The organism is Actinomadura roseirufa, from assembly GCF_900659635.1.
Lineage (GTDB): Bacteria > Actinomycetota > Actinomycetes > Streptosporangiales > Streptosporangiaceae > Spirillospora > Spirillospora roseirufa.
The window spans coordinates 1-22,303 of sequence record NZ_CAACVB010000132.1 but is presented as its reverse complement, the minus strand read 5'-3'; the positions used below and the strand labels follow the sequence as shown (position 1 = coordinate 22,303).

Genomic DNA, 22,303 nt, shown 5'->3' with positions numbered 1-22,303 from the left:
GTCCGGCGCGCCGGGCTCGGCCGCGCCGGCGGCGAGGCCGCCGGCGGCGAACCGCTCCGGGCCGAACAGCGCGGACGGCGCGGACCGGGGGACGCCGTCCCCCGCGGCCAGCACCTCGCGCAGCACGCCGGTGAGCTGCTCGGCCATCTCCGCCGCGTCCTGGAACCGCGCGGCGGGATCCCGGTGCGTCGCCCGGCGCAGGAAGCGGTCGTAGGACTCGAACTCCCGCAGCAGCGGCACCTCCGACCGCGGCGGCAGCTCGTGGGCGTACGCGCGGGTGTACCCCTTGAACGGGAAGCTCAGCACGGCCAGCGTCCGGCCGACCGTGTACAGGTCGGAGGTGATGGACGGGCCGTCGTCGGCGATCTCGGGCGCCTGGTAGCCGACGGTGCCGTAGATCGCGCCGTCCGGGTCGTCCAGCCGCCGGACGCCGCCGAGGTCGATCAGCCGCAGCTGCTCCTCGGACTGAATGACGTTGTCCGGCTTGAAGTCGCAGTAGACGAGCCCCTGCGCGTGCAGGTACTCGAACGCGCGCAGCACCTCCAGCGCGTACGCGATGGCCTGCACGAGCGGCAGCGACTCCTCGCCGTAATCGCGGCGCCGCTGGAGCAGGATGTCCTTGAGCGATTGCCCGCCGACGTACTCCATGACGATGTAGCCGTCGTCGCCGTGCTGCACGAAGTTGTAGATCCGGACGATGTTGGGGTGCTCGACGGTCGCCAGGAACGCCAGCTCGGCCGCCGCCGCGGCCATCGCGTCGGCGTCGCCGCTGTCCAGCAGGCCCTTCAGCACCACCCACCGGTCGTTGACGTTGCGGTCCTTGGCCAGGTAGATCCAGCCCAGGCCGCCGTGGGCCAGGCAGCCCAGCACGTCGTACTGCCCGCCGACCAGGTCGCCCGCGCCGAGCTTCGGAGTGAAGGAGAACGCGGTGCGGCACTTGGGGCAGAAGCCCTCCGTGCGGCCGGGCCGGTCGCCGCGGCTGCGGCCGACGGGCTCGCCGCAGCTGCTGCAGTAGCGCTTGCTCTCGGCCACCTGGGGGTCGCTCATCACGGCCGTGGACGGGTCGCGGTACGGGACGCGCGGCACCTCCACCAGGCCCGACCCGAGCATGCCGCGCCGCCCGGACGAGCGGGACGAGCGCGACGAGCCGGTGCCCGTCCGGCCCGTGCCGCCCGACGTGACGCCGGAGGAGGTCCGTCCCGACGTCACCGGCGCGCTCTGCGACGGCGCGGAACCGCACACGTCGCAGTAGCCGTCCACGATCGTGCCGGAACAGCCGGGCTGCCTGCACCGGCCGTCGGGCACCGATCCGGCCGCGGGCGCGGGACCGGCCGCGGGCGCCGGTCCGGCCGCGGGCGCGGCGGCGCCGCCCGGTCCGGACGCGCCCGCGGCGGAGGCGGAGACGGGGGGAGAACCGCAGACGTCGCAGTAACCGTCCACCACCGACCCACCGCACCCGGGCTGGGCGCAGGCGTTCGAGGGGGGCGGGCCGGCGGGTGCGGGGACGGGGCTCGGCGTGGCGGCCATGCCGCATATGACGCAGTAACCGCCGTCAATGGTTCCGGTGCAGCCCGGCGCCGCGCATGGGGCCGTCGGGGGGCGGTTCATCGTGCAGCTCCGTTCGTCCGCGAGGAGATGGCCTGCTGGTAGCCGGCCAGCGTGACGGTGGACTCGCGCAGATCGCAGGGGGAGGACCACAGCAGGCCCCGGGCCCGATCGTAGATCCGCGCCAGCTCGGTGTCTTCGGCGAGGCCGAGCCTGGCGGCCTTCACCCGGTAGGCCTCCAGGCGGCCGCGGAGTTCCTCGCGCCGGTCCAGCAGGCCGCGGATGACCCCGCCGGCCTCCCGGACCCGCGCCAGCGCGTCGTCCGCCGCCCGTTCCAGGTCGACGACCCGCGTCGCGAGGTCGTGCCAGCCGCCCTCCGCGCCGGCCATGCGGCCCGGCGCGCCCACCGCGGCGAGCCGGTCGGTGAGCGCCGCCGCCGGCCGCGGCACGTCCGGGAGCACCGGGGAGGCGATCTTGTCGAGCACCTCGGCGCGGTGGGCGAGCGCCTCGGCCTCCGCCTCGCGCACCAGGTCGAGGACCACCGCGATGCCGCGGAGCCGGTCGGCGAACCCGGCGCGGAGCCGGTCGGCCTCCTCCAGCGCGCGGCGCCGCTCCACCAGGGCGGCGTGCAGCTCGTCCAGCCGGGCGGTGTCGGCGCGGCCGTCGCGGGCCAGCGCCATCGGGTCGGACCGGACGGTCGCGGCGGCGGAGCCGAGACCGGCCGTCAGGCGCGCGAGGACGGGGTCGGTCCCGCCGAGCGCGTCCAGCAGCGTCTCGGCGGCGTTCCGCTCCGCCTCCGCCTCGGCGAGCCGCGACAACAGCGCCGACCACACCGCGTCGAGGCCGGCGACCATCCGCGCGACCTCCTGGTACTGCGGGGTCATCCGGGCGACCACGTCCTGGAGGGTGAGCCGTTCACCGGACGGCGCGGACAGCAGCGTCCGCCGCTCCAACGGCACCTCCTCCGCGGGCAGCTCCACCGACGGCCCGGCGAGCAGACGGGTCAGCTCCGCGAGGTGCGCCTGCCCCGGCCGGGAATGCCGTGCCCGCAGTTCCTCCGCCGCGCCCAGAACACCTCCGTACAGGTCGAAGAGAGACCACAGGGAGGCCATGCGGGAACGGACGGTGGACTGGAGACGGCGAGTCTCTCCTTCGAGGGCCGAGCCCTGGAGGAGCCGGTAGCCCTGATGGGCCTCGAGCTCCAGCAGCGCGGAGCCGATGCGCTCCTTCTCGTCCCGCAGGTGGGCGAGCGTCCTGTCCGCCTCGTCCCGGCCCATCGGAGGGCGGCCCGCCGGCATGTCACCCAACGCGGTTCCACGGCTGACCCAAATTCGCCCCCGATTCCCCCGGATGGAGCCTGTTTGGTGCATCAGTTTTCCGCATGCGCGGTCGCCATCTCAAGCGCGGGGGCGAGGACGATCCGGGACCCCTCCCGACGTGGGGCACGCGCCCCTTCCGGCCACGTCCGACGCCTCGAAAATGTCAGTCATCGAACGTATGATCGAAACATGGCGAACGTCGCGACGCACCGCAGGACCGTCCACGCCGGCCTCCAGGCCACCCAGACCGCGCTCTCCGCCCCGCCCGCCGCGCCCGCCGTGGCGCTGCCCGCCGCGGAGATCGCCGCGCTCGCTCTCTCCCTCGCCCATCTCGGCACCGGCCCGCAGGCCACCACCGCGCGCCGGGCGCTGCGCGCCCTCCTCGACCCCGCCGGGCCCGCGGGCGGCCACGACGACGTGGTCACCGCCACCCTGGCCACCCTCACCGAGCCCCTCGACGCCCCCACGGCCGACCGCGCCCGGGTCGTCGCCGCGGCCATCACCGAGCACCGGGTCGTCCGGCTCTGCTACGGCGACGCCGGGGCCAACGTCACGATCCGCGAGGTCGAGCCCGTCACCTGCCTCGTCCACCGCGACCACTGGTACCTCGTCGGCTGGTGCCGGCTGCGGCGCGGCGTCCGCGCCTTCCGCTTCGACCGGATCCTCGCGGTCGAGTCCACCGGCCTGCTCGCCCGGCACCGGCGCGCCGACCACTACCTGCCCTTCCAGCGCCGCACGACTGCGGCCGCCGCCTGACCCGAGGCCGAGCCGCGCGCGAGCCGTGATCGGCGCTTCGCGAGCCGGTGCCCGCGTCCTGGGGGCGGGCCTTCAGGCCCTCTCCAGGACGCGTCGGCCCGTGCCGATCGGCGGGCGCGAGGCGCGGCCGGCCCCGGCCGTTACAGCAGCCCGGTGTAGGCGCCGCCGTCCACCGGGATCGCGCTGCCCGTCACGTGCCGCGCCTGCTCGGAGCACAGGAACGCCACGAACGCGCCGAAGTCCTCGGGGTCGCCGACCTTGCCCGCCGGGATCTCCGCGGCGACCTTGTCCCAGTCGCCGCCGCGCAGCGAGCGCAGCCGCTCGGTCGCGTGGAACCCCGGCAGCAGCGAGTTGACGGTGACGCCGTCCCTGGCGACCTCCAGCGCGAGCGTCTTGAGGAAGCCGGTCGCGCCCGCGCGCGCCGTGTTCGACAGGATCAGCGTGGGGATCGGCTGCCGGACGCTGATCGAGGTGATCGCCACCACCCGTCCCCACCCGCGGGTCCGCATCGCCGGCACGGCGGCCTTGCACATCGCCACCACCGACAGCAGGTTCAGGTCCAGGGCGGGCGCGTAGGCTTCCAGCGGCGTCGAGGCGAACCCGCCGGGCTGCGGCCCGCCGGCGTTGGTGACGAGGATGTCGACGCCGCCGAGCGCGTCCTCCGCCTCCCGCACGAACGCCGTCGCGCCCTCCGGCGTGCCGACGTCGGCGATGATCGGCAGGGCGTTCTCGCCGAGCCGCCGGGCGGCCGCGCCCAGCCGTTCCCGGTCGCGCCCGCAGATCGCGACCCGGGCGCCCTCGGCCGCCAGGGTCCGCGCCGCGGCGAGCCCCAGCCCGCTGCTCGCCGCCGCCACCGCGGCCCGCCGCCCCCTCAGTCCAAGGTTCACCCTTCGCACGCTATCGGGGACGTTCCGCCGTCCGGGACGCCGGGTTCGTAGAACGCGTCGACGGCCTCCTGCCCGGTGTAGTTGGGGTCGGCGCGGTCGTCGGCGCCCAGGTAGCGGTAGTCGAGCGCCGGCTCGCACCGCCCGCGCACCGAGATCACGCGGCGCCGCCCGTCGTACCCGAACCCGGCGCGGCTCAGCGCCGCCGTGACGCGGCGCGCGGAGCCCTCGCCCGTCCGGACGCTCCGGGCGTCGAAGTTGGCGACGAGCAGGCCGTTCTCGCCGAGCAGGGCCGCGGCGCGGGTCAGGACGCCGAGTCTGTCGCCGACGTAGTGCAGCCCGTACACGCAGGTGATCAGGTCGAACGGCCCCTCCGGGAGCCGTCCCGTCACCGAGGCGGTGACCAGCCGCACGGTGCGCGGCGGGACGCCCGGTGAGAAGTGGTCCGTCAGGTCCACGCCGATGATCTCGGCGTCGGGGGGCAGCCGCCCCGCCGCCTCCACCAGGGCACGCCCGCTCCCGCAGCACAGGTCGAGCCACCGCGCGGGGCCGGTCCCGAGCTCGGCGATCACATCGATGCCCAGCTCCCTGACGTATCCCGCGAGCGTCCGCTCACGGTTCATCGCGCAGTTGGCCACCACGGGCGACCGTTCGAGGGCGTCATCGTCCAAGAGGCGCGGCGCGGGGGGCGGCATGGGGGGATTGTGGGAGGCGGGACGCCGGCTCGGGTCAGCCTGAGACGACGGTGTGGCGGACGGCCTTGGCCACGACGGCGGTGACGTCGCGCGTCCTGCTGTAGACGGCCCGCTGGACCTGGGCTCCGTTCCCGCGTTCGAGCAGGTAGCGCAGCAGACCGGTCGCGACCTCCAGGTCGCCCGCCTCGTCCAGCGCCGGGCCGAGGTGCTCCAGCAGGGCGCGCAGTACCGCGCGCGCCGGTGCGGCCCGGCCGGTCAGCGGGTGGACCAGGTTCTCCCGCAGGCCCGACCGGCTCGCCCGCCACATCGCCAGGCGCAGCAGGTCGGTGCGGATCGGGTCCGGCGGATCGCCCGCCCGCCAGGCGTCGGCGGCGGTCACGACCATGGCCCGCACGAGCGCCGCCATCAGCACGGTGTCGCCGACGTCCAGGCAGACGTCCGGCACGCGGATCTCGACGGTCGGGTAGTGCCGCGACAGGCGCGCGTCGAAGTAGACCATGCCCTCGTCGATGAGCGCCCCGCTGTCGAGCATCGCGTCGATCGTCGCCCGGTACGCCTTGGCCGAGCCGAACAGCTCGGTCGGGCCCGTGGACGGCCAGCGTCCCCAGACCTGCGCCCGCCAGCTGTCGTAGCCGGTGTCCGACCCCTGCCAGAACGGCGAGTTGGCGCTGAGCGCGAGCAGCGGAGCGAGCCAGGGCCGGATCCGGTCCAGGACGGCGACGCCCTCGTCCGGCGACTCCACTCCCACATGGACGTGGCAGCCGCAGGTGAGCTGCTCGTCGGCGGTCGGACCGTAGGCGTCCGACATCCGCCGGTAGCGGTGCGAGGGGGTCAGCGACGGGCGGACCGCGAGGGGGGAGGTCGCGAGCGCGGCGACGGCGGCGCCGACGCCCTCCGCCGCGCGCGCCGCCGCGAGGCGCGCCGACCGGACGTGCTCGGCGAGGTCGTCCAGGCCGGCGCAGACCGGCGTGACCGTCTCGATCTGCTCGCGCTGCAACTCGGTGTCCAGCGGTTCCGGCCGCCGCCCGTCGGCGGCGACGACCTCGTGCCGCCGGGCGAACCGGACGACCGAGCTCGATACGGCCTGGGGGACGCCGCTGACGGGGTCGACGAGGAGCAGTTCCTCCTCGACGCCGAACGTGCGCGCGTCCGCCGCTGCGCGAAGGGTCACGCTCCTTGTTGTGCCCCGGCCGCCCCCGTGTACCTGTCGGCCGGGCGCACGGCCCGGCACGGGAAGTGAGGGCCGCGCCCCTCTTGCACCTAGCGCTTGGTCGGGTCCCGTGCGCCGCTCCGGCCGCCCGGCGGCGCTCACATGGGAGGACGGGCCCCTCGGCGCCGCCGCCCGGCCGGTCGGCGCGGCTCTGCGGGCCGTCCCTGGAACGGGACCGTCCGCCCGGGGCGGCGTTCGCGCGGGCCTGGCCGAGATCGGCCGCCGTCGGACGTCCCGCTCAGAGCCCCACGACGGCGCGCCGCCGGTCCGCCCCGCCGACCGGCAGGGAAGCGAGCGGGACGCCGTCCCCAACGAGCCGATCCGGTCCCGCCGCGCGGTGCGTCCCTGGAGGGGGTCAGGGGGTCGGCCACGAGGCGAGTAGGGTTCCGGTGCCTGCGGGGTCGTCGATGTACAGCATGTGGCCGGTGTCGATCTCGGAGATGGTGAGAGCGGGGCCGAGCGCGGTACGGCAGGCGACGATGAACTCGGGCCGTACCGTGTCCGAGCGCGTCGCGATCACCAGGTGGGTGGGCAGGCCGGCGGGCGGCGGCAGCGGCGGGCGGGCCATCTCCGAGTACGCCGTCACGATCGCGGCGGGCTCGAAGCGCCAGCGCGACCGCCCGTCCGGGGCCGGCTCCAGGTGCTCGCGCACCTCGTCGTCGAGGGTCTCCGGCGACGCCGCGGGCCACCGGGCGGCCAGCGATGCCCGTGCCCGCGCCGCGTCCGCGAACGTCCGCGGGATCATGGCGTCGCGGGCCCGCGCGGCCGCGGTGGCCGGGTCGAGCCCGATCGCCGGGTCCAGCAGGACGAGCCGCTGGACGCGCCGCGGCGCCGTCCGCGCCAGGTGCAGGGCGATCAGCCCGCCGTAGGAGTGCCCGGCCAGATCGGCCCGGTCGAGGCCCTCGGCGTCCATGACCGCGAGCACGTCGGCGACGTGCCGCTCGACGCTCCACGGCGGCCGGTGCGGCGAGCGCCCGTGCCCGCGCAGGTCGGGCGCCAGGACCAGGCGGTCGGCGAGATGCCCCTCGGCGACCCGCCGCCACCGCGCGCCGTGAGCCTGGACGCCGTGCAGGACGATCAGTGGCGTCCCGGCCGGATCCCCGTAGCGGTGGACGTGCAACGCCGCGTCCGTCATGTCACGCGCCGTCCGGGCCGGGGCGAGCCGAGCCGGTGCGGGCGGGCCCGAGCGAACGGGAGCCGGGCGGGCCGGGTGCGGCGGAGGCGATCAAAGCCGGCCGATCTCGGTGAGGTCGATGTCGATGTCGAACGGGACGCCCAGCTTCAGCCGGTAGTGGTGAACGCCGGTCGAGACGTAGACGTCCTTGGCCGTGTCGAGCTCGAAGACGATGACCATCGGCTGCCCCCCGGAGTTCTCGATCCGCCAGAAGTGGGGGATGCCCGCCTGCGCGTAGAGCTCCGGCTTGCGATCACGGTCACGCAGTTCCGACTCGGCGGAGACGACCTCCACGACCAGGAGCACGTGCTCCGCCTCGAAGGTGGTCTGCTCCATCCCCGCGACACCGTCGGCGCGCAGGACGAGGAGGTCGGGCTCGGGTCGCTGACGCCGCCCCAGCTTGACGGTCATCTCCCGGCGGAGGCGGAGATCCTCGGGGAGGCACCGTCGCAGACCGGTCTCCAGGACGGAGAGGGTCAGCATGTGGAAGGCGGTCTGGGGGCTCACGAGGACGATGCTGCCATCGATCAACTCTGTGTGAGGGGGCAATTGCGGAAGGTGGTCGAGATCTTCCGCGACGAAGCCGCCCTCCGGAGGGATGATCCAGCCGGGAAGCGGGGCGTCCGCCTCCTGCTCGACTCGTTCGATGCGGGGCCTCGGTTCAGGGTCGGGCATGTCGTCCACCGCCAGTGCCGTCACACGTCCTCCTGCGGAACCGTCGTGAACCTTGTCCTGCTGTGTGGACGAGGTTAGCAACCGGATGCTCAACGCATCGCCATAGTCACTAACCGTGATCCTCGTCAGGGGTGCTCCCAGCGGACGGAGCTGAGGGCCAGTAGGGCGACATGGAGGGATACGCAGGACTCGACGTCGTCTAGGTCGGCGTCCAGGACGCGTTCGATGCGGCGGAGACGCTCGTAGAAAGCGGGGCGGGACAGGTGGGCGCCCTGGGCGGCGACGGCCTTGTTGCGGCCCGACTCCAGGTAGAGCTCCAGGATGCGGGTGAGATCGCTGCCCCGCTGGGCGTCGTATTCCAGGAGCGGGCCGAGTTCGCGTTCGACGAAGGTCTGGACCCGGGCGTCGTCGCGCAGGAGGTGAAGCAGCCCGCGCAGGCGCAGGTCGGGCAGGCGGTAGAACAGGCGGCTTCCGGAACCGCGGGACGCGACGTCGGCGACCTGCTCGGCCTCCAGGAAGGAGCGGCGGACGTCGCGGATGGAGTCGACGACGGAGCCGGCGGCCATGACGGTCTCGCCGCCGGACTGCTTGCGGATGCGGACCGCGACGTCGTGCAGGGCCGTCTCCACGTCGGCACGGGCGGGCAGGGAGGCCAGCACGCCGACGCGGGCGTGCGGCCCGCCCTCGTCCAGGACGCCGACCAGGGCGGCGAGGCGGGCGTCCTTGCAGGCCGCGGCGGCGGTCTCGGCGAGCTGGGACAGCTCGCCGACGGGCGGGGCGGAGGTGCCGGGGCCGCGGTGCCGCAGCACGGCGCCGAGCAGCCGGCGGCCGGACAGCGGGACGCCGAGCGCGCGGGCGCGGGCCGCGGCCTCCTGCGGGTCGGCGTAGGCGTGCGTGAGGATCCGGGCGATGATCGTCCCGTGCGCCTGGCGCTCGACGCCCTCGGCGTGCCGGTCGAGCAGCCGGCCGAGGGCGAGCGTGGTGGCGGCCCGTTCGACCAGCACCGTCTCGCGGGGGGAGGGCGGCGAGCCGATGATGATGATCAGGCGTCCCCAGTCCTCGCCGCGGGCGCCGACGGTGGTCACCAGCCAGCCGGACGCCTCGTCGAAGGCGGTGCGCTGGTCGGGCCGGATGGCGCGCGAGCGCGTCTCCCAGGCCGACAGCAGCTCGGCCGGGTCGCCGCCGTCGGCGTCGGCGGCCAGCACCTGGTGGGCGAGGTTCTCCAGGACGACGGGGTGCCCGCAGAGCGCGGCGACCTGGCGGACGACCTCGTCGGTGGAGGCGCCCTCGACCGAGAGCTGGGTGAAGATCTCGTGGAGCTGCTCGGACGCGCGGAGCTCGGCGAACTGATCCTGGACGATGCGCGCGTGCACCGACTCGGTGATGTCCACGAACGCCGGCTCGTGCGCGAGGACGACCACCGGGAGCCCGTGGTCCTCGGCGGCGGCGACGAGGGCGGGCGGCAGGACGCTGGCGTAGCGGCGGCCCAGCTCGATCATCAGCCCGCTGACGCCGACCTCGGCCAGCTCGGTGATGTAGGCGCGCAGCCGGGCGGGCTCGTCGGGCAGGGCGATCCCGGTGGTCAGCACCAGCTCGCCGCCGTGCAGCAGGTGGGCGATGTCGGTGACCTCGGCGACGTGCACCCAGCGGACGCGGTTGCCGGTGCGGTCGGCGCCCGCGACGACGCGCGGCTGGCCGCGGCGGACCGCGTCGAGCTGGAGCACGTCGTCGAGAGTAGGCAGCATCAGCCGCGATGATATCCGGACGGACCGCCCCATGAGCTGGGACGTCGCCCAGCAGTCCGTCAACGGATGGCGTCCGGTCCTGACACTGTGCGGGTGGTCTCGGGAGGTCACGGCGAACGAGACTGGAGAGGGGCGAAGGACGCCTCGCCGGAACGCGACTGATTGGACCGTGCCAAAGTGGTTTCCGTGAGCCCATCCCAGAGTTCCTCGCACGCGGCCCTGCTCCAGCGCCACCGGGCGGTCATGCCGTCCTGGCTGGCGCTGAACTACGCGGCCCCGATCGAGATCGCCACCGGCAAGGGCAGCCGGGTCACCGACGCCGAGGGGCGCGGCTACCTCGACTTCTTCACCGGCATCCTCACCAACATGATCGGCTACGACGTGCCCGAGGTGCGCGAGGCGGTGGAGCGCCAGCTCGCCACCGGCGTCGTGCACACCTCCACCGCCTACCTGCTGCGCGGGCAGGTCGAGCTGGCCGAGAAGATCTCCCGGCTGTCCGGCATCCCGGACGCGAAGGTGTTCTTCGCCAACTCCGGCACCGAGGCCAACGAGACGGCGCTGCTGCTGGCCGCCTACGCGCGCCGCAGCGACCAGGTGCTCGCGCTGCGGCAGAGCTACCACGGCCGCTCGTTCGGCGCGGTCGGCGTCACCGGCAACCGGGCGTGGACGAACGTGTCGTACTCGCCGCTGAACGTCCACTTCCTGCACGGCGCCGACCGGACGCTCCCGCAGTTCGCGGGCCTGTCGGACGAGGCGTACATCGACGTCTGCGCGCAGGACCTGCGGCACGTCCTGGCGACCGCGACCGGCGGGGACGTGGCGGCGCTGATCGCCGAGCCGATCCAGGGCGTCGGCGGCTTCACGATGGCGCCCGACGGGCTCTTCGCCGCGTACAAGGAGATCCTGGACGAGCACGGGATCCTGTTCATCTCCGACGAGGTCCAGACCGGCTGGGGACGGACGGGGCAGGGCTTCTGGGGCATCGACAACCACGGCGTCCGGCCCGACATGATGACCTTCGCCAAGGGGCTGGGCAACGGCTTCGCGGTCGGCGGCGTCGTGGCGCGCGGCGACCTGATGGACGCCCTGCACGCGGTCGGGCTGTCCACCTTCGGCGGCAACCCGCTGTCCATGGCCGCCGCGAACGCGACGCTCGACTACGTCCTGGACCACGACCTGCAGGCCAACGCGGCGCGCCAGGGCGCGACGATCATCGACGGGCTGCGGGCGGCGGCCGGGCGGTTCCCCATCGTCCGCGAGGTGCGGGGCAAGGGCCTGATGTTCGCCGTCGAGCTGGCCGACCCGGGCACCGGCGAGCCGAGCCCGCCGCTGGCCGCCGCGCTGATGGAGGCCGCCCGCGAGCGCGGGCTGCTGGTCGGCAAGGGCGGCCTGTACGGCAACGTCGTGCGCATGGCGCCGCCGCTGACCCTGACCGACGCCGAGGCCGCCGAGGGCCTCGGCATCCTCGTCGACTCCCTCGAGGCGGTCGACGGGGCCGCCGCCGGATGAGACGCCGGCCGTCCACCGCACCGAACCACCGCACGGGACGCCCCGTGAGAACAGCATTGTGAGAGCCGAGGACATGAGCGACACCCCTGCCAAGCACGTCACCCACTGGATCGGCGGCAAGCCCTACGACGGCGCGCCGCCCGCGCGTACCGGCGACATCTACGATCCCGCCACCGGCCGCGTCGCCGGGACCGTCGACTTCGCCGCCGAGGCGGAGGTCGAGGCGGCCGTGGCGGCGGCCAGGGACGCGTTCCCCGCCTGGCGCGACGCCTCCCTCAGCCGGCGGGCGCGGGTCCTGTTCCGGTTCCGCGAGCTGCTCACCGAGCACCGCGACGAGATCGCGCGGCTGATCTCGGCCGAGCACGGCAAGGTCGTCTCGGACGCGGCGGGCGAGGTCGCCCGCGGCCTGGAGGTCGTCGAGTTCGCCTGCGGCATCCCGCACCTGCTCAAGGGCGGGTTCTCGGAGAACGTGTCGACCCGGGTGGACGCGTACTCGATCCTGCAGCCGCTCGGCGTCGTCGCCGGGATCACCCCGTTCAACTTCCCGGCGATGGTCCCGATGTGGATGTTCCCGGTGGCGATCGCGTGCGGCAACACGTTCGTGCTCAAGCCGTCGGAGAAGGATCCGTCGGCGTCGGTGCGGATCGCCGAGCTGTGGGCCGAGGCCGGGCTGCCGGACGGGGTGTTCAACGTCCTGCACGGTGACAAGGCCGCCGTGGACGGGCTGCTGCACCACCCCGACGTCAAGGCGGTCAGCTTCGTCGGCTCCACCCCGATCGCCCGCTACATCTACGAGACCGCCGCGCGAGAGGGCAAGCGCGTCCAGGCTCTCGGCGGCGCGAAGAACCACATGGTGGTGCTGCCCGACGCCGACCTGGACCTCGCGGCCGACGCCGCCGTGTCGGCGGGCTTCGGCTCGGCGGGGGAGCGCTGCATGGCGATCTCCGTCGTGGTCGCCGTCGACCCCGTTGGCGACGAGCTGGTGGCCAAGGTGCGCGAGCGGGTCGCCCGGGTGAAGGTCGGCCCCGGTGACCACCCCGAGTCGGAGATGGGGCCACTGGTCACCCGCGAGCACCGCGACAAGGTCGCCTCCTACCTCGACGGGGGCGTCGCGCAGGGCGCCGAGCTCGCCGTCGACGGGCGCGGCACGCCCGTGCTCGGCGGCGGGGACGGCGGCTTCTGGCTCGGGCCGTCCGTCCTCGACCGCGTCACCCCGGAGATGGACGCCTACCGGGACGAGATCTTCGGCCCGGTGCTGTCGGTCGTGCGGGCGGGCTCCTACGACGAGGCCATGGCGCTGATCTCCGCCAACCCGTACGGCAACGGCACCGCGATCTTCACCAACGACGGCGGGGCGGCGCGCCGCTTCCAGAACGAGGTGGAGGTCGGGATGGTGGGCATCAACGTGCCGATCCCGGTGCCGATGGCGTACTACTCCTTCGGCGGCTGGAAGGCGTCACTGTTCGGTGACAGCCACGCGCACGGGACGGAGGGCGTCCACTTCTACACCCGGACGAAGGCCGTCACGGCGCGTTGGCTGGACCCGAGCCACGGCGGCCTGAACCTCGGGTTCCCCACCAACGGCTGAGATCAGGCGCCGGCGGGGGCGTCGGCGGGCTTGCCGGGGACGTGCTCCGGCTCCCGCTCCGCGTCCCCGTCGGCGTCGGCGTCGTCCTTCTCGTCCTCGTTCCCGCCGCGGTCGTCGCCGGACGGCTCGTCACGACCGGCCGCCCGCTCGCCGCCGGCCCCTTCCTCGCCGGGCTCGTCGGGCTCCTCCGCCGCGCCGCCGTCATCCGGCCCGGCGGGGTCGCCGTCCTCGGTGGTGTCCGCCGGGTCGGGCGTGCCCAGCGCCGGCACGGTGGCCTCGCCCGGCCCCCGCGCGCGGAACGCCGAGAGGGCGAGGCCGATGGCCAGGCACGCGAACGGCATGGTGGGCACCACGTAGCGGTAGTCGAAGTCGGCGCTGGCGATGGGGAAGACCAGCAGCGTCACCGCGCCGGCCCAGACCATCAGCACCTCGCGCCGCCGCCGCCGGGCGAGCAGTACGCCCGCGGCGCCGAGCCCGAACAGCACACCGAGCGCGGGGCCCGGCAGGTAGTAGCGCTCCTGGTAGTCGATCATGCGGTCGGCGTGCGGCTGGACGACCCGGCTCGGGGTGTCGGTGCGGCCGTAGCGCATCGCGTCCGACAGCGCGGTGCCGCCCTTGCCCGACCAGCCGAGCCCGCCGGGGAAGAGCTGCGCCCGGTCGGGAAAGTGGTACAGCCCCTCGGTCGCCGCCGTCGGGGTCGGGTAGCGGTGCGAGCTGAACGCCTTGCCGACGCCGCGGGCGACCGTGTCGAGGTAGTCGCCGGGCTGGGCGAGGATCGCGCGGATCGAGAAGTCCCGCAGCGTCGCGTTCGCCTCCGGGGCGACGACGCTCTCGAAGATCACGCGGGGCGGGATGTCGTTGCGCCAGATGAGGTGGCCGGGCGGGTCGTTCTCGGCCTTCGTCGCCGCGTCCAGGCAGAGGGCCTCCTCGTTGGACGGCGGCTTGATCTTGGCGCAGTCGGCGAAGGACGCCGTCCGTCCCCACAGGTAGATGCCGTCGGCCGAGGTCAGCCCGTAGACGCCGCGGTGGTCGTGGTACCACATGGCGTAGGCGACCAGGGGGACGGCGGCGGCCATGCCGAACGCGAGCGCGGGACGCCAGCCGCGGCGGCGCAGCAGCAGGCACAGCAGGATCAGCGGGATGAGCGGGGCGCCCGCGGACCGCACGAGCACCGCGTAGCCGAGCAGCAGCCCGGCGGGCAGGGCCAGCCACCAGGTGGCGCCCGCCTTCTCGCCGTGCACGCGCCACAGCAGCAGCGTGAGCCCCGCGGCGATGCAGAAGGTGAACAGCGCCTCCGACATCAGCAGGTGCTCGAGTTCGATCTCGTAGGCGTCGAACAGGATCGGCACGGTGACGATCGCGGCGGCCCAGGCGGGCAGGCGCGCCCGGCACAGGACGGCGTAGGCCATCACCGCGATGGCGAGACCCATGAGGTGCTGCGCGACCACGACGGCCTTCAGGCTGTGCAGCGGCTCCATGAGCTGCAGCATGAAGGAGTAGCCCGACGTCTTGCTGGGCGACGGCACCCCTGACAGGGCGTGTCCTACGTAGAAGTAGGAGTCGCCCGTGAACCAGAGCCCTTGGGGATAGGCCCTGGTGGCCGTCCAGCGCAGGGCCGCCCCGCCGAGCAGTGCCAAGAGGAAGGGCACGTGCCGGAGGTAGGGACGAAACGCCCAGATTGCCGTGAAGGCCGCGGAAAGCCGTGAAGGCACGCGGAACCGCCTCGTCCAGATCCATGGTGACAAGGACGATCATGCTAGGCGGCCGGAGTGTCCGCGGGGTGAACGTCGGGTTGCGGGCCGTGAGCCACGGTGGGCCGAGGGTGAGAACGGGCTGGTCTGGTGGTGTTTGAGACTTTCTACCGCTTTGTCGCTTTCGTTGTTGATTTTCGTCGGCCCCGCTCCGACAAATAATAGCTACAACTATTGACTGACCCTGTGATGAGCGACACAATCTGTGTATCGCAATTTAATGGTACGAAATATAAAAGGTCAGGTTCGGAGTCCGGGCCGTGACCGCGGGGTCCGCCGCCAGGGAGCCGCGCACATGACTGCTGACGACCACGCCGCGGAGGTCGACGCGCTCGGGAGGCGTTTTCCGGGCTGGACCATATGGTTCGGCCGGCACACCGGGCACTGGTGGGCATTGCCGCCCCGTCGCGCCGGCGTGGCCGAGTTCCTGGAGGCCGAGACCCCGCAGCTGCTCATCGCACGGATCGAGGTGGTGGAGTACTCCGGACGGGCACGACCTCTGCACCACGACGGCCGACGGCCGTCCCGCGAGCCCCGGCAGGACGCGCGGCGTCCCTCGAACCTCCTCCGTCTCGAGGGCGTCACACCGCCGCGGTCCGGCCGGATGCCGGTGATCGCGTGGCCAGGCAGCACCGCACGATGAAACCGCTGTTCCCCACCTCGCCACGTCCACCGGTGCCGCCGCGGCCCCGGGAAAGGGCAGCCAGCCCGCGCCATATCCCTCTCCAGTAACCTCCGTGTATGGCGCGGACGCCAGCACCCGCTGCCCCCCGGGGCCGTGCGGTCTAACCCGCCGGCCCGATGGGAATCTCACCGAAGAAGCGATGTGCTATAAGTCGGCGCTCCGTGTTTCCCAGGGCCTCCCGAGCATCTTTCCGAATGGCCCATTAATGGCCGCCCGAAGCCGGGTGCGTGCGTCCGGAGGCGCCCGGAACTCATGATCTTTCGTCTTTCTCGGTCCGGTCGCAGCGACTCGGCGGGAAAGTTTCCCTCCACCGTCGAAAAACTCGCGTTCTGGTGCCCACCGTGATGTGAAGGTCGGCGACGGTCCTCGTACGCCGCCGTTCTGGGCCGGGTCCCGGCCGCCCGGCGGATCAGGAGGCGCTACGCTGCGCCGACGGGGCCGATCGCGAGGGGGTACGGCCCGCCGGAGGGATCGGGAGCGACATGCGGCTGACGGCCACGGCGCGGGCCAGGGCGATGACGGCGCTTGCGGTGGCCGCGGTCACGGTGGCCGCCGGTCTCGCCGCCTGCAGCGACGACGAGCGCCCGGTCGGCACCGTCCAGGTCGCCAGCACCCTCGGCCCGGGAGAGGGCTCCCTCAACCTCGTGGCGCTGCCGGGCACCCTCGAGAGCGGTGGCAGCGACCCCCGCGTCGACTGGGTCACCCCGTTCCAGAAGCGCACCGGCTGCAAGATCGACTGGAAGGTCGCCCGGACCCCCCGGGAGGCCGGCGACCTCATGCACGACCGGAACCGCCGCTACGACGGCGTCGCCGCGCCGCCCGAGGTCGCCGGGCAGCTCATCGCCGACCACCAGGCCACGCCCGTGAACACCAGCCTGGTCGACGGGTACAAGAAGCTGGAGCCGAGGCTGCGGGCCCTGCTCAAGCGCGACGGCAAGTACTACGGCGTGCCGCACGTGTGGGGCTCCAACCTGCTCATGTACGACACCCGGGCCGTCCAGGCGCCGGACAGCTGGGCCGCGCTGTTCGCGCCCGAGGAGACCCGCCGGTACTCGGGGCGGCTCATCATGCGCGACAGCCCGCTGTCGATCGCCGAGGCGGCCCTCTACCTCAAGGGCCGGGACCGCAAGCTCAAGATCACCGACCCGTACTCGCTGACCGCCAAGCAGCTCGCCGCCGCCGGACGCGTCCTGGCCAAGCAGCGTCCCCACGTCAAGCGGTACTGGGAGACGCCCTCCGACGCCGTCAGCGCGTTCGCCGGGGGAGAGGCCGTGCTCGGTGAGGCGTGGCCCTACCAGGTGGACGTGCTGACCCGGGCGTCCAAGCCCGTCCAGGGGGTCGTCCCGTCCGAGGGCGTGACCGGCTGGATGAACGCCTGGATGATCGGCGCGCGCGTACAGCACCCCAACTGCATGTACCAGTGGCTCCAGTGGACGGCCTCACCGGACGTCCAGCAGCAGGTGGCCGAATGGACGGGCGTCGCGCCCGCCAACCCCCAGGCGTGCTCGGGCGACCGGCTGAAGCCCGGGTTCTGCAGCGCCTACCACGTCGGCGACCGCGCGTACCTCGACAAGGTCGTCTTCGCGCACACGCCCGCGAAGGAATGCGGCGGCGACTCCGACAGGTCGGACTGCACCGACTACGCGGAGTGGACGAAGACATGGATCGAGTCCACGAAAACACTGACGGACCCTGCCCGCCCGTCCCCGGCCAAGCCCTAGAGCATGGCCCCGCAGCGCACCCCTAGCCGGATCCCCAGAATCAGGGCCCGCTCAACAGGTGACCTCAGCCGTCAGGCGAGCGCGCTACCTGACCGGCGGGGCGATGCCGGAGGCGAGCCCCGGCGGGAAGATCGCGAAGCGATTCGCGCTCGCACAAGCCCGGTCACGAAGCGAGCCGCCAGGCGAGCGAAGTGGGCCGGGATTGCAATAAACGGGCGCGCCCGGCCGCCCCCAGCCGGGCGCGCCTCTCAGGTGGTCCCGGGCTTCCCCCCGAACGCCCAGGTCACCCTTCTCCCTGGAGAGACCTCCACGGCGGCGCCGAACGCCGCCGTCCGCGCCGGTGCCGGCTCCCCGACCGGCGGCCCGGCGTCCGTGGCCGACTCCCGTGGGCCCCGCGGTTCGCGGGGTGCCGGCGGGGCGGGTGCGCACTCGGCGCACGCGAACACCCCGGACGAGTCCGGCAGGCGGCCGACGCGGACGCGCGGCCGGGGCCATCTCTTGCGGCAGACGACGCAGGCGACGCCCCGGCGCTGAGCGTTGTCGAGAACGCCCGGGTCGATCGTCGGCTCGCCCGTCTGGCCCATGTCCCCATCCCCCTGGCGGGAGTCGACTTCACGTCACTCCTTTATAAGCGGGCCAGTTTGTTGTCCCTGTTAGCGCAGGTGAAAAGGGCGGCAAAGGCTCGCCGCCGCGCCGCCGCGCCTGCCCGTCAGGGGCCCCGCCGCCGTGCTCATCCGAGGCCGGTCCCGTGTTCGCGGGTCGTCGCTCCCTTCCGCGTCGCCGTTACCGCGCCGGTCCGCTGATCTTCGCGACCGGGCTATGCGGTCCAAGAAGGGGCACTTTGCCGTTCTTTGGATGATTGCTGCGTACAAAGGAGACATGTCGGTCCGGAACGCCATGCCGCGCGTCCGGCCGCACGTGCGGCGCCCCACGCGGGCGCGCGTGACGCTGGTGGCGACGGGCCTGGTCGGCTCCCTGCTGGTGGTCGCGGGCATCGTGACGGCCGGTGTCCTGCGCGTGCTCATCGGGCCCCACCACGACACCTCCCTGGCGGCTGCCACGGCGGCCCTGTGCGCGGTCGCGCTGCCGCTGGTCGCCTGGAGCGCCTGGCACGCGGCGGGAGGCGTCCTGCGCCCGCTGGAGGAGTTCGAGGCGGAGCTGGACGAGATCCTCACCGCCGACCTCGGCCGCCGGCTGGACGAGACGCCCGGCGACCCGTCCGCCGGGCTCGCCCACCGGATGAACGCCGTCCTTGACCGCCTGGAGGACGCGGCCGTACGGCGCCGCGCGTTCATCGCCGACGCCTCGCACGAGCTGCGCACTCCCCTCACCGGGCTGCGGGCGCGGATCGAACTGGCCCTCGTCGACCCGGCCGAGGCCGACCTCGTGGAGACCTTGCGGTACTCCCTGCGCGACACCGAAAGGCTGCATCGCATCGTCGAGGACCTCTTCGCGCTCGCCCGGATGGACTCCGGCGAGGAGCCGGCCCGTGAGCGGATCGACCTCGGCGCGCTGGTCGAGGGCGAGCTGGCGCACCGCGCGCCGCCGGTGCCGGTCACGGCCAAGGTCGAGTCCGGCGTCGGCGTCGAGGCCAACCGCCTCCAGCTCTCGCGCGTCCTGCTCAACCTGCTCGCCAACGCCGAGCGGCACGCCGTCGCGACGATCGAGGTCGAGGTGCGCGGGGAGGGCGCGGAGGCGGTCGTGGAGGTGCGCGACGACGGGCCGGGCGTTCCGCCCGCCGACCGCGACCGCATCTTCGAGCGCTTCAGCCGCCTCGACACCGCGCGCGACCGCGCCGCCGGCGGCAGCGGCCTCGGCCTGGCCATCGCGCGGGAGATCGCGGTCGGGCACGGCGGCCGGCTCTACGTCGCCGACACCGCGCACGGCGCCCGGCTCGTCCTGCGCCTCCCGCTGCGGTACGGGAACGGGGACGCGAGCGGGTGATCCCCGACCCCGCCCCCGACCCCGGCGCCGGCACTTGACCCGACGCCCGCACCTGACCTTGGGAATGCCCGACAATGGAGCGGTGACGTCTCCATCAGCCTCCGCTCCCGGCTCCGCCTCCCGTGACATCGCCGCCAGGGAGGGCGCTCCCGACGCCGGCGTCTCGCGCGCCGGCGCCTCCCGCGACATCGTCGTGCTCGGCTCCACCGGTTCGATCGGCACCCAGGCCCTCGACGTGATCCGGCGCAACCCCGGCCGGTTCCGGGTCACCGGCCTGGCCGCGGGCGGCGGGCGGGTGGGGCTGCTGGCCGAGCAGGCGCTGGAGTTCCGTCCCGAGATCGTCGCCGTCGCCAAGGCGTCCGCGGCGCAGGAGCTGCAGCTGGCGTTCTACGCCGAGGCCAAGCGGCGCGGCTACGCGGCGGGCGACTACGCGATCCCGAAGATCGTGGCGGGCCCGGAGGCCGTCGCCGAGGTCGCGGCGTGGCGGTGCGACGTCGTCCTGAACGGGGTGACGGGGGCGCTCGGGCTGGCCTCCACGCTCGCCGCCCTGGACGCCGGCCGGACCCTCGCGCTGGCCAACAAGGAGTCGCTCATCATGGGCGGCCCGCTGGTGAAGCGGCGGGCCAGGCCGGGGCAGATCGTCGCGGTCGACTCCGAGCACTCCGCCCTCGCCCAGTGCCTGCGCGGCGGCCGGGCCGCCGAGGTCCGGCGCCTCGTGCTGACCGCGAGCGGCGGCCCGTTCCGCGGCCGCACCCGCGCCGACCTGGCCGGCGTCACGCTGGAGGAGGCGCTGGACCACCCCACCTGGGACATGGGCCCCGTCGTCACGATCAACTCGGCGACGCTGGTCAACAAGGGGCTGGAGGTCATCGAGGCGCACCTGCTCTTCGACGTCCCGATGGACCGGATCGAGGTCATGGTGCACCCGCAGTCGGTGATCCACTCGATGGTCGAGTTCATCGACGGGTCCACGCTCGCCCAGGCGAGCCCCCCCGACATGCGGCTCCCGATCGCGCTCGGCATGGAATGGCCCGACCGCGTCCCGGACGCGGCGCCCGGCCTGGACTGGACCAAGTCCCACACCTGGGAGCTGTTCCCCCTCGACGACGAGGCGTTCCCCGCGGTCGCGCTGGCCCGCCACGCCGGGCGCCTCGGGGGCACGGCCCCGGCGGTGTACAACGCGGCGAACGAGGAGTGCGTCGAGGCGTTCCGCGCGGGCCGGCTGCCCTTCCTCGGAATCGTCGACACGATCACGCGGGTCATGGACGAGCACACCGTCACCGGAGGCGGCGACAGTGGCGCGGGCACGGGCGAGGCCGGTGGTGACGGGACCGGTGTGAACGGGGCCGGCGCGGGCATAGCGCTGACCCTGGACGACGTCCTCGCCGCCGACGCGTGGGCCCGGACCCGGGCCAGGGAACTGACCGGAACGAGCTGACCGAGCCCCTGGGGGCCCGATGGCCTTTCTCCTCGGTGCCGCCGCCTTCGTCGTGGCGCTGCTGGTGTCGGTCATGCTGCACGAGGGCGGGCACCTGCTCACCGCCCGCCGGTTCGGGATGAAGGCCACGCAGTACTTCGTCGGCTTCGGGCCGACGCTGTGGTCGCGGCGCGCGGGCGAGACCGAGTACGGCGTCAAGGCCGTGCCCCTGGGCGGCTTCGTCAAGATCGTGGGTTACACGCCGCTGGAGGAGATCGCGCCACGGGATCGCGCCCGCGCGTTCTACCGGCAGCCGGCCGGACGCCGGGCGGTCGTCATCATCGCGGGGGTCGCCGCCAACTTCGCGTTCGCGTTCCTGCTGCTGATGGTGATGGCGATGACCGTCGGGGTCCGCGAACCCGGCACGGTGACGAACACGGTCGACGAGGTCTCGGAGTGCGTGCCCGGCCGCGTGGGGGAGGGGTGCGCGGGGCGGCCGCGTTCGCCGGCCGCCCTCGCCGGGCTGCGCGCGGGAGACCGCGTGACGGAGTTCGGCGGGGCCCGCGTCAGCGACTGGGCCGGGCTGCGCGACGCGATCGGCGCCGCGCGGCCCGGCCAGACCGTGCCCGTGGTCGTCGCCCGGCCCGGCGCGCCGGCCCCGCTGACCCTGCGGATGCGGCTCGCGGACGTGGGCGGCCGGCCGTTCGCGGGAGTGTCCGCCCGGGTCGTCGGCCAGGGCTACGAGCGGACGGGGCCGCTCAACGCCGGGGTCTTCGCGGCGCGCGGCATGGGCACGGCCCTCGCCGGAATCGGCCGGATTGCCGTGGACCTGCCCTCGGCGGTCCCCAAGCTGTTCTCTCCCGAGCGGGAGAGCACGCGCGGCGGGCAGGTCGGCAGCGTCGTCGGGGCGACGGAGCTGTCCGGGCAGATCTTCTCCATGCGGAGTTCCGCCAGGGACAAGCTCGCCTTGTATCTGTCGCTGGTCGTTTCGGTGAACATCTTCCTAGGCGCGCTCAACGTGCTGCCCCTCCTTCCTCTGGACGGAGGGCACCTCGCCGTGGTCGCCTACGAGCGCGCCCGCGCGCGTGTCGCCCGCGCACGCGGCCGGCCTGATCCGGGCACGGTCGACATGGCGAAGCTCCTGCCCGTCACCTACTTCGTCCTCCTGCTCCTCGTCGGGCTCGGGGTGCTGCTGATCCTCGCCGATCTCGTGAATCCGCTCACGCTTCCGCGGTGAGCCCGCCCGGACGCCGTCTCCGGCTCGATCACCCGCAATGGTTCAGAAGGTTTACGCACCGTAGTGGAGGGGTCACACTATTGCGTACCGGTCGCCGTCACCTCATTCGCCCGAGGCGCCTAGGCTTGTACGAGCCGGGCGGGCCCGTCGAATGGACGGTGTGACGAGGGCGAACGGGGGCAAATCGCCCGATCCGCACGCCGGTGGGGGGACGTGGAACGCCTCCCGGGCGCCGGAGACCGTTTCTCCCGGGGTGAGCAGAGGCGAGTCAGAGGAGTGGGATGAGCGTTTCACTGGGAATTCCGACGATCCGCGGTGAGGGTGACGGGGCGGGCGCGCCGCCGCCGATCGCCGAGCGCCGCCGGTCCCGTCAGATCATGGTCGGTGCGGTGCCGGTGGGCGGGGACGCCCCGGTCTCGGTGCAGTCGATGACCACCACGCTGACCGC

18 protein-coding genes and 1 pseudogene are annotated in these 22,303 nt (G+C 73.7%); 9 read left to right on the top strand and 10 right to left on the bottom strand.

Annotated features, from left to right (window positions below):
• Both E1291_RS25110 and E1291_RS25105 read right to left on the bottom strand, forming a co-directional pair.
• The coding region (locus E1291_RS25110; protein WP_165495276.1) for a protein kinase domain-containing protein at positions 1-1,527 on the bottom strand (1,527 nt) is incomplete at its 3' end.
• Between the two features lie 77 nt (positions 1,528-1,604).
• Positions 1,605-2,843 carry a hypothetical protein gene (locus E1291_RS25105; RefSeq protein ID WP_131740444.1) on the bottom strand — a complete coding sequence of 413 codons (1,239 nt, stop codon included), beginning with the start codon at positions 2,841-2,843 and terminating at the stop codon, positions 1,605-1,607.
• A 210-nt stretch (positions 2,844-3,053) separates the two neighbouring features.
• On the opposite strand from E1291_RS25105, the gene E1291_RS25100 reads away from it, so the two are divergent.
• Complete coding sequence (locus E1291_RS25100; RefSeq protein ID WP_131740441.1) at positions 3,054-3,620, top strand: helix-turn-helix transcriptional regulator; 567 nt, start codon at positions 3,054-3,056, stop codon at positions 3,618-3,620.
• Between the two features lie 140 nt (positions 3,621-3,760).
• Here the strand turns inward: E1291_RS25100 and E1291_RS25095 are convergent, their stop codons facing one another.
• The 6 genes from E1291_RS25095 to E1291_RS25070 form a co-directional block, all read right to left on the bottom strand.
• Complete coding sequence (locus E1291_RS25095; protein ID WP_131740440.1) at positions 3,761-4,507, bottom strand: SDR family oxidoreductase; 747 nt, start codon at positions 4,505-4,507, stop codon at positions 3,761-3,763.
• A complete protein-coding gene (locus E1291_RS25090; protein ID WP_131740439.1) occupies positions 4,504-5,199 on the bottom strand; it encodes a class I SAM-dependent methyltransferase in 696 nt (231 codons plus the stop codon). Before E1291_RS25090 ends, E1291_RS25095 begins: the two co-directional genes overlap by 4 nt.
• Before the next feature lie 34 nt (positions 5,200-5,233).
• Positions 5,234-6,370: a carboxylate-amine ligase gene (locus E1291_RS25085; protein ID WP_131740438.1), complete on the bottom strand. Its 1,137-nt coding sequence runs from the start codon at positions 6,368-6,370 to the stop codon at positions 5,234-5,236.
• Between the two features lie 394 nt (positions 6,371-6,764).
• Positions 6,765-7,544 (bottom strand): alpha/beta hydrolase, encoded by a 780-nt coding sequence (locus tag E1291_RS25080; protein ID WP_131740437.1) that lies wholly within the window; start codon positions 7,542-7,544, stop codon positions 6,765-6,767.
• 90 nt (positions 7,545-7,634) lie between these two features.
• Complete coding sequence (locus E1291_RS25075; RefSeq protein ID WP_131740443.1) at positions 7,635-8,258, bottom strand: Uma2 family endonuclease; 624 nt, start codon at positions 8,256-8,258, stop codon at positions 7,635-7,637.
• Positions 8,259-8,383: 125 nt separating this feature from the next.
• Positions 8,384-10,003 carry a PucR family transcriptional regulator gene (locus E1291_RS25070; protein WP_131740436.1) on the bottom strand — a complete coding sequence of 540 codons (1,620 nt, stop codon included), beginning with the start codon at positions 10,001-10,003 and terminating at the stop codon, positions 8,384-8,386.
• 243 nt (positions 10,004-10,246) lie between these two features.
• Here E1291_RS25070 and E1291_RS25065 point away from each other — a divergent pair, with 243 nt between their 5' ends.
• Together E1291_RS25065 and E1291_RS25060 are read left to right on the top strand one after the other, a co-directional pair.
• The gene (locus E1291_RS25065; protein ID WP_131740442.1) at positions 10,247-11,512 is read left to right on the top strand and encodes an aspartate aminotransferase family protein; all 1,266 of its coding nucleotides are present in this window, start codon (positions 10,247-10,249) and stop codon (positions 11,510-11,512) included.
• A gap of 73 nt (positions 11,513-11,585) precedes the next feature.
• On the top strand, positions 11,586-13,100 hold the full coding sequence (locus E1291_RS25060; protein WP_131740435.1) for a CoA-acylating methylmalonate-semialdehyde dehydrogenase: 1,515 nt from the start codon (positions 11,586-11,588) through the stop codon (positions 13,098-13,100).
• A 2-nt stretch (positions 13,101-13,102) separates the two neighbouring features.
• Here the strand turns inward: E1291_RS25060 and E1291_RS25055 are convergent, their stop codons facing one another.
• Positions 13,103-14,749 carry a hypothetical protein gene (locus E1291_RS25055; RefSeq protein ID WP_131740434.1) on the bottom strand — a complete coding sequence of 549 codons (1,647 nt, stop codon included), beginning with the start codon at positions 14,747-14,749 and terminating at the stop codon, positions 13,103-13,105.
• Between the two features lie 397 nt (positions 14,750-15,146).
• On the opposite strand from E1291_RS25055, the gene E1291_RS25050 reads away from it, so the two are divergent.
• Both E1291_RS25050 and E1291_RS25045 read left to right on the top strand, forming a co-directional pair.
• The gene (locus tag E1291_RS25050) at positions 15,147-15,494 is read left to right on the top strand and encodes a hypothetical protein (RefSeq protein ID WP_131740433.1); all 348 of its coding nucleotides are present in this window, start codon (positions 15,147-15,149) and stop codon (positions 15,492-15,494) included.
• Between the two features lie 524 nt (positions 15,495-16,018).
• Positions 16,019-17,257, top strand: coding sequence for an extracellular solute-binding protein (locus E1291_RS25045; RefSeq protein WP_131740432.1), 1,239 nt, complete (start codon positions 16,019-16,021; stop codon positions 17,255-17,257).
• Positions 17,258-17,505: 248 nt separating this feature from the next.
• On the opposite strand, the gene E1291_RS25040 is transcribed toward E1291_RS25045, so the two are convergent.
• Positions 17,506-17,841: a hypothetical protein gene (locus E1291_RS25040; RefSeq protein ID WP_131740431.1), complete on the bottom strand. Its 336-nt coding sequence runs from the start codon at positions 17,839-17,841 to the stop codon at positions 17,506-17,508.
• Positions 17,842-18,076: 235 nt separating this feature from the next.
• Between E1291_RS25040 and E1291_RS25035 the strand changes: the two genes are divergently transcribed.
• From E1291_RS25035 to E1291_RS25020, 4 genes and pseudogenes are all read left to right on the top strand, one after another.
• Positions 18,077-19,201: a sensor histidine kinase gene (locus E1291_RS25035; protein WP_131740430.1), complete on the top strand. Its 1,125-nt coding sequence runs from the start codon at positions 18,077-18,079 to the stop codon at positions 19,199-19,201.
• Between the two features lie 187 nt (positions 19,202-19,388).
• Positions 19,389-20,639 carry a 1-deoxy-D-xylulose-5-phosphate reductoisomerase gene (gene dxr / locus E1291_RS25030; protein ID WP_370771032.1) on the top strand — a complete coding sequence of 417 codons (1,251 nt, stop codon included), beginning with the start codon at positions 19,389-19,391 and terminating at the stop codon, positions 20,637-20,639.
• Between the two features lie 19 nt (positions 20,640-20,658).
• Complete coding sequence (locus tag E1291_RS25025; protein ID WP_131740428.1) at positions 20,659-21,855, top strand: M50 family metallopeptidase; 1,197 nt, start codon at positions 20,659-20,661, stop codon at positions 21,853-21,855.
• Positions 21,856-22,136: 281 nt separating this feature from the next.
• A pseudogene (locus tag E1291_RS25020) lies at positions 22,137-22,303 on the top strand (flavodoxin-dependent (E)-4-hydroxy-3-methylbut-2-enyl-diphosphate synthase); the annotation flags it as partial.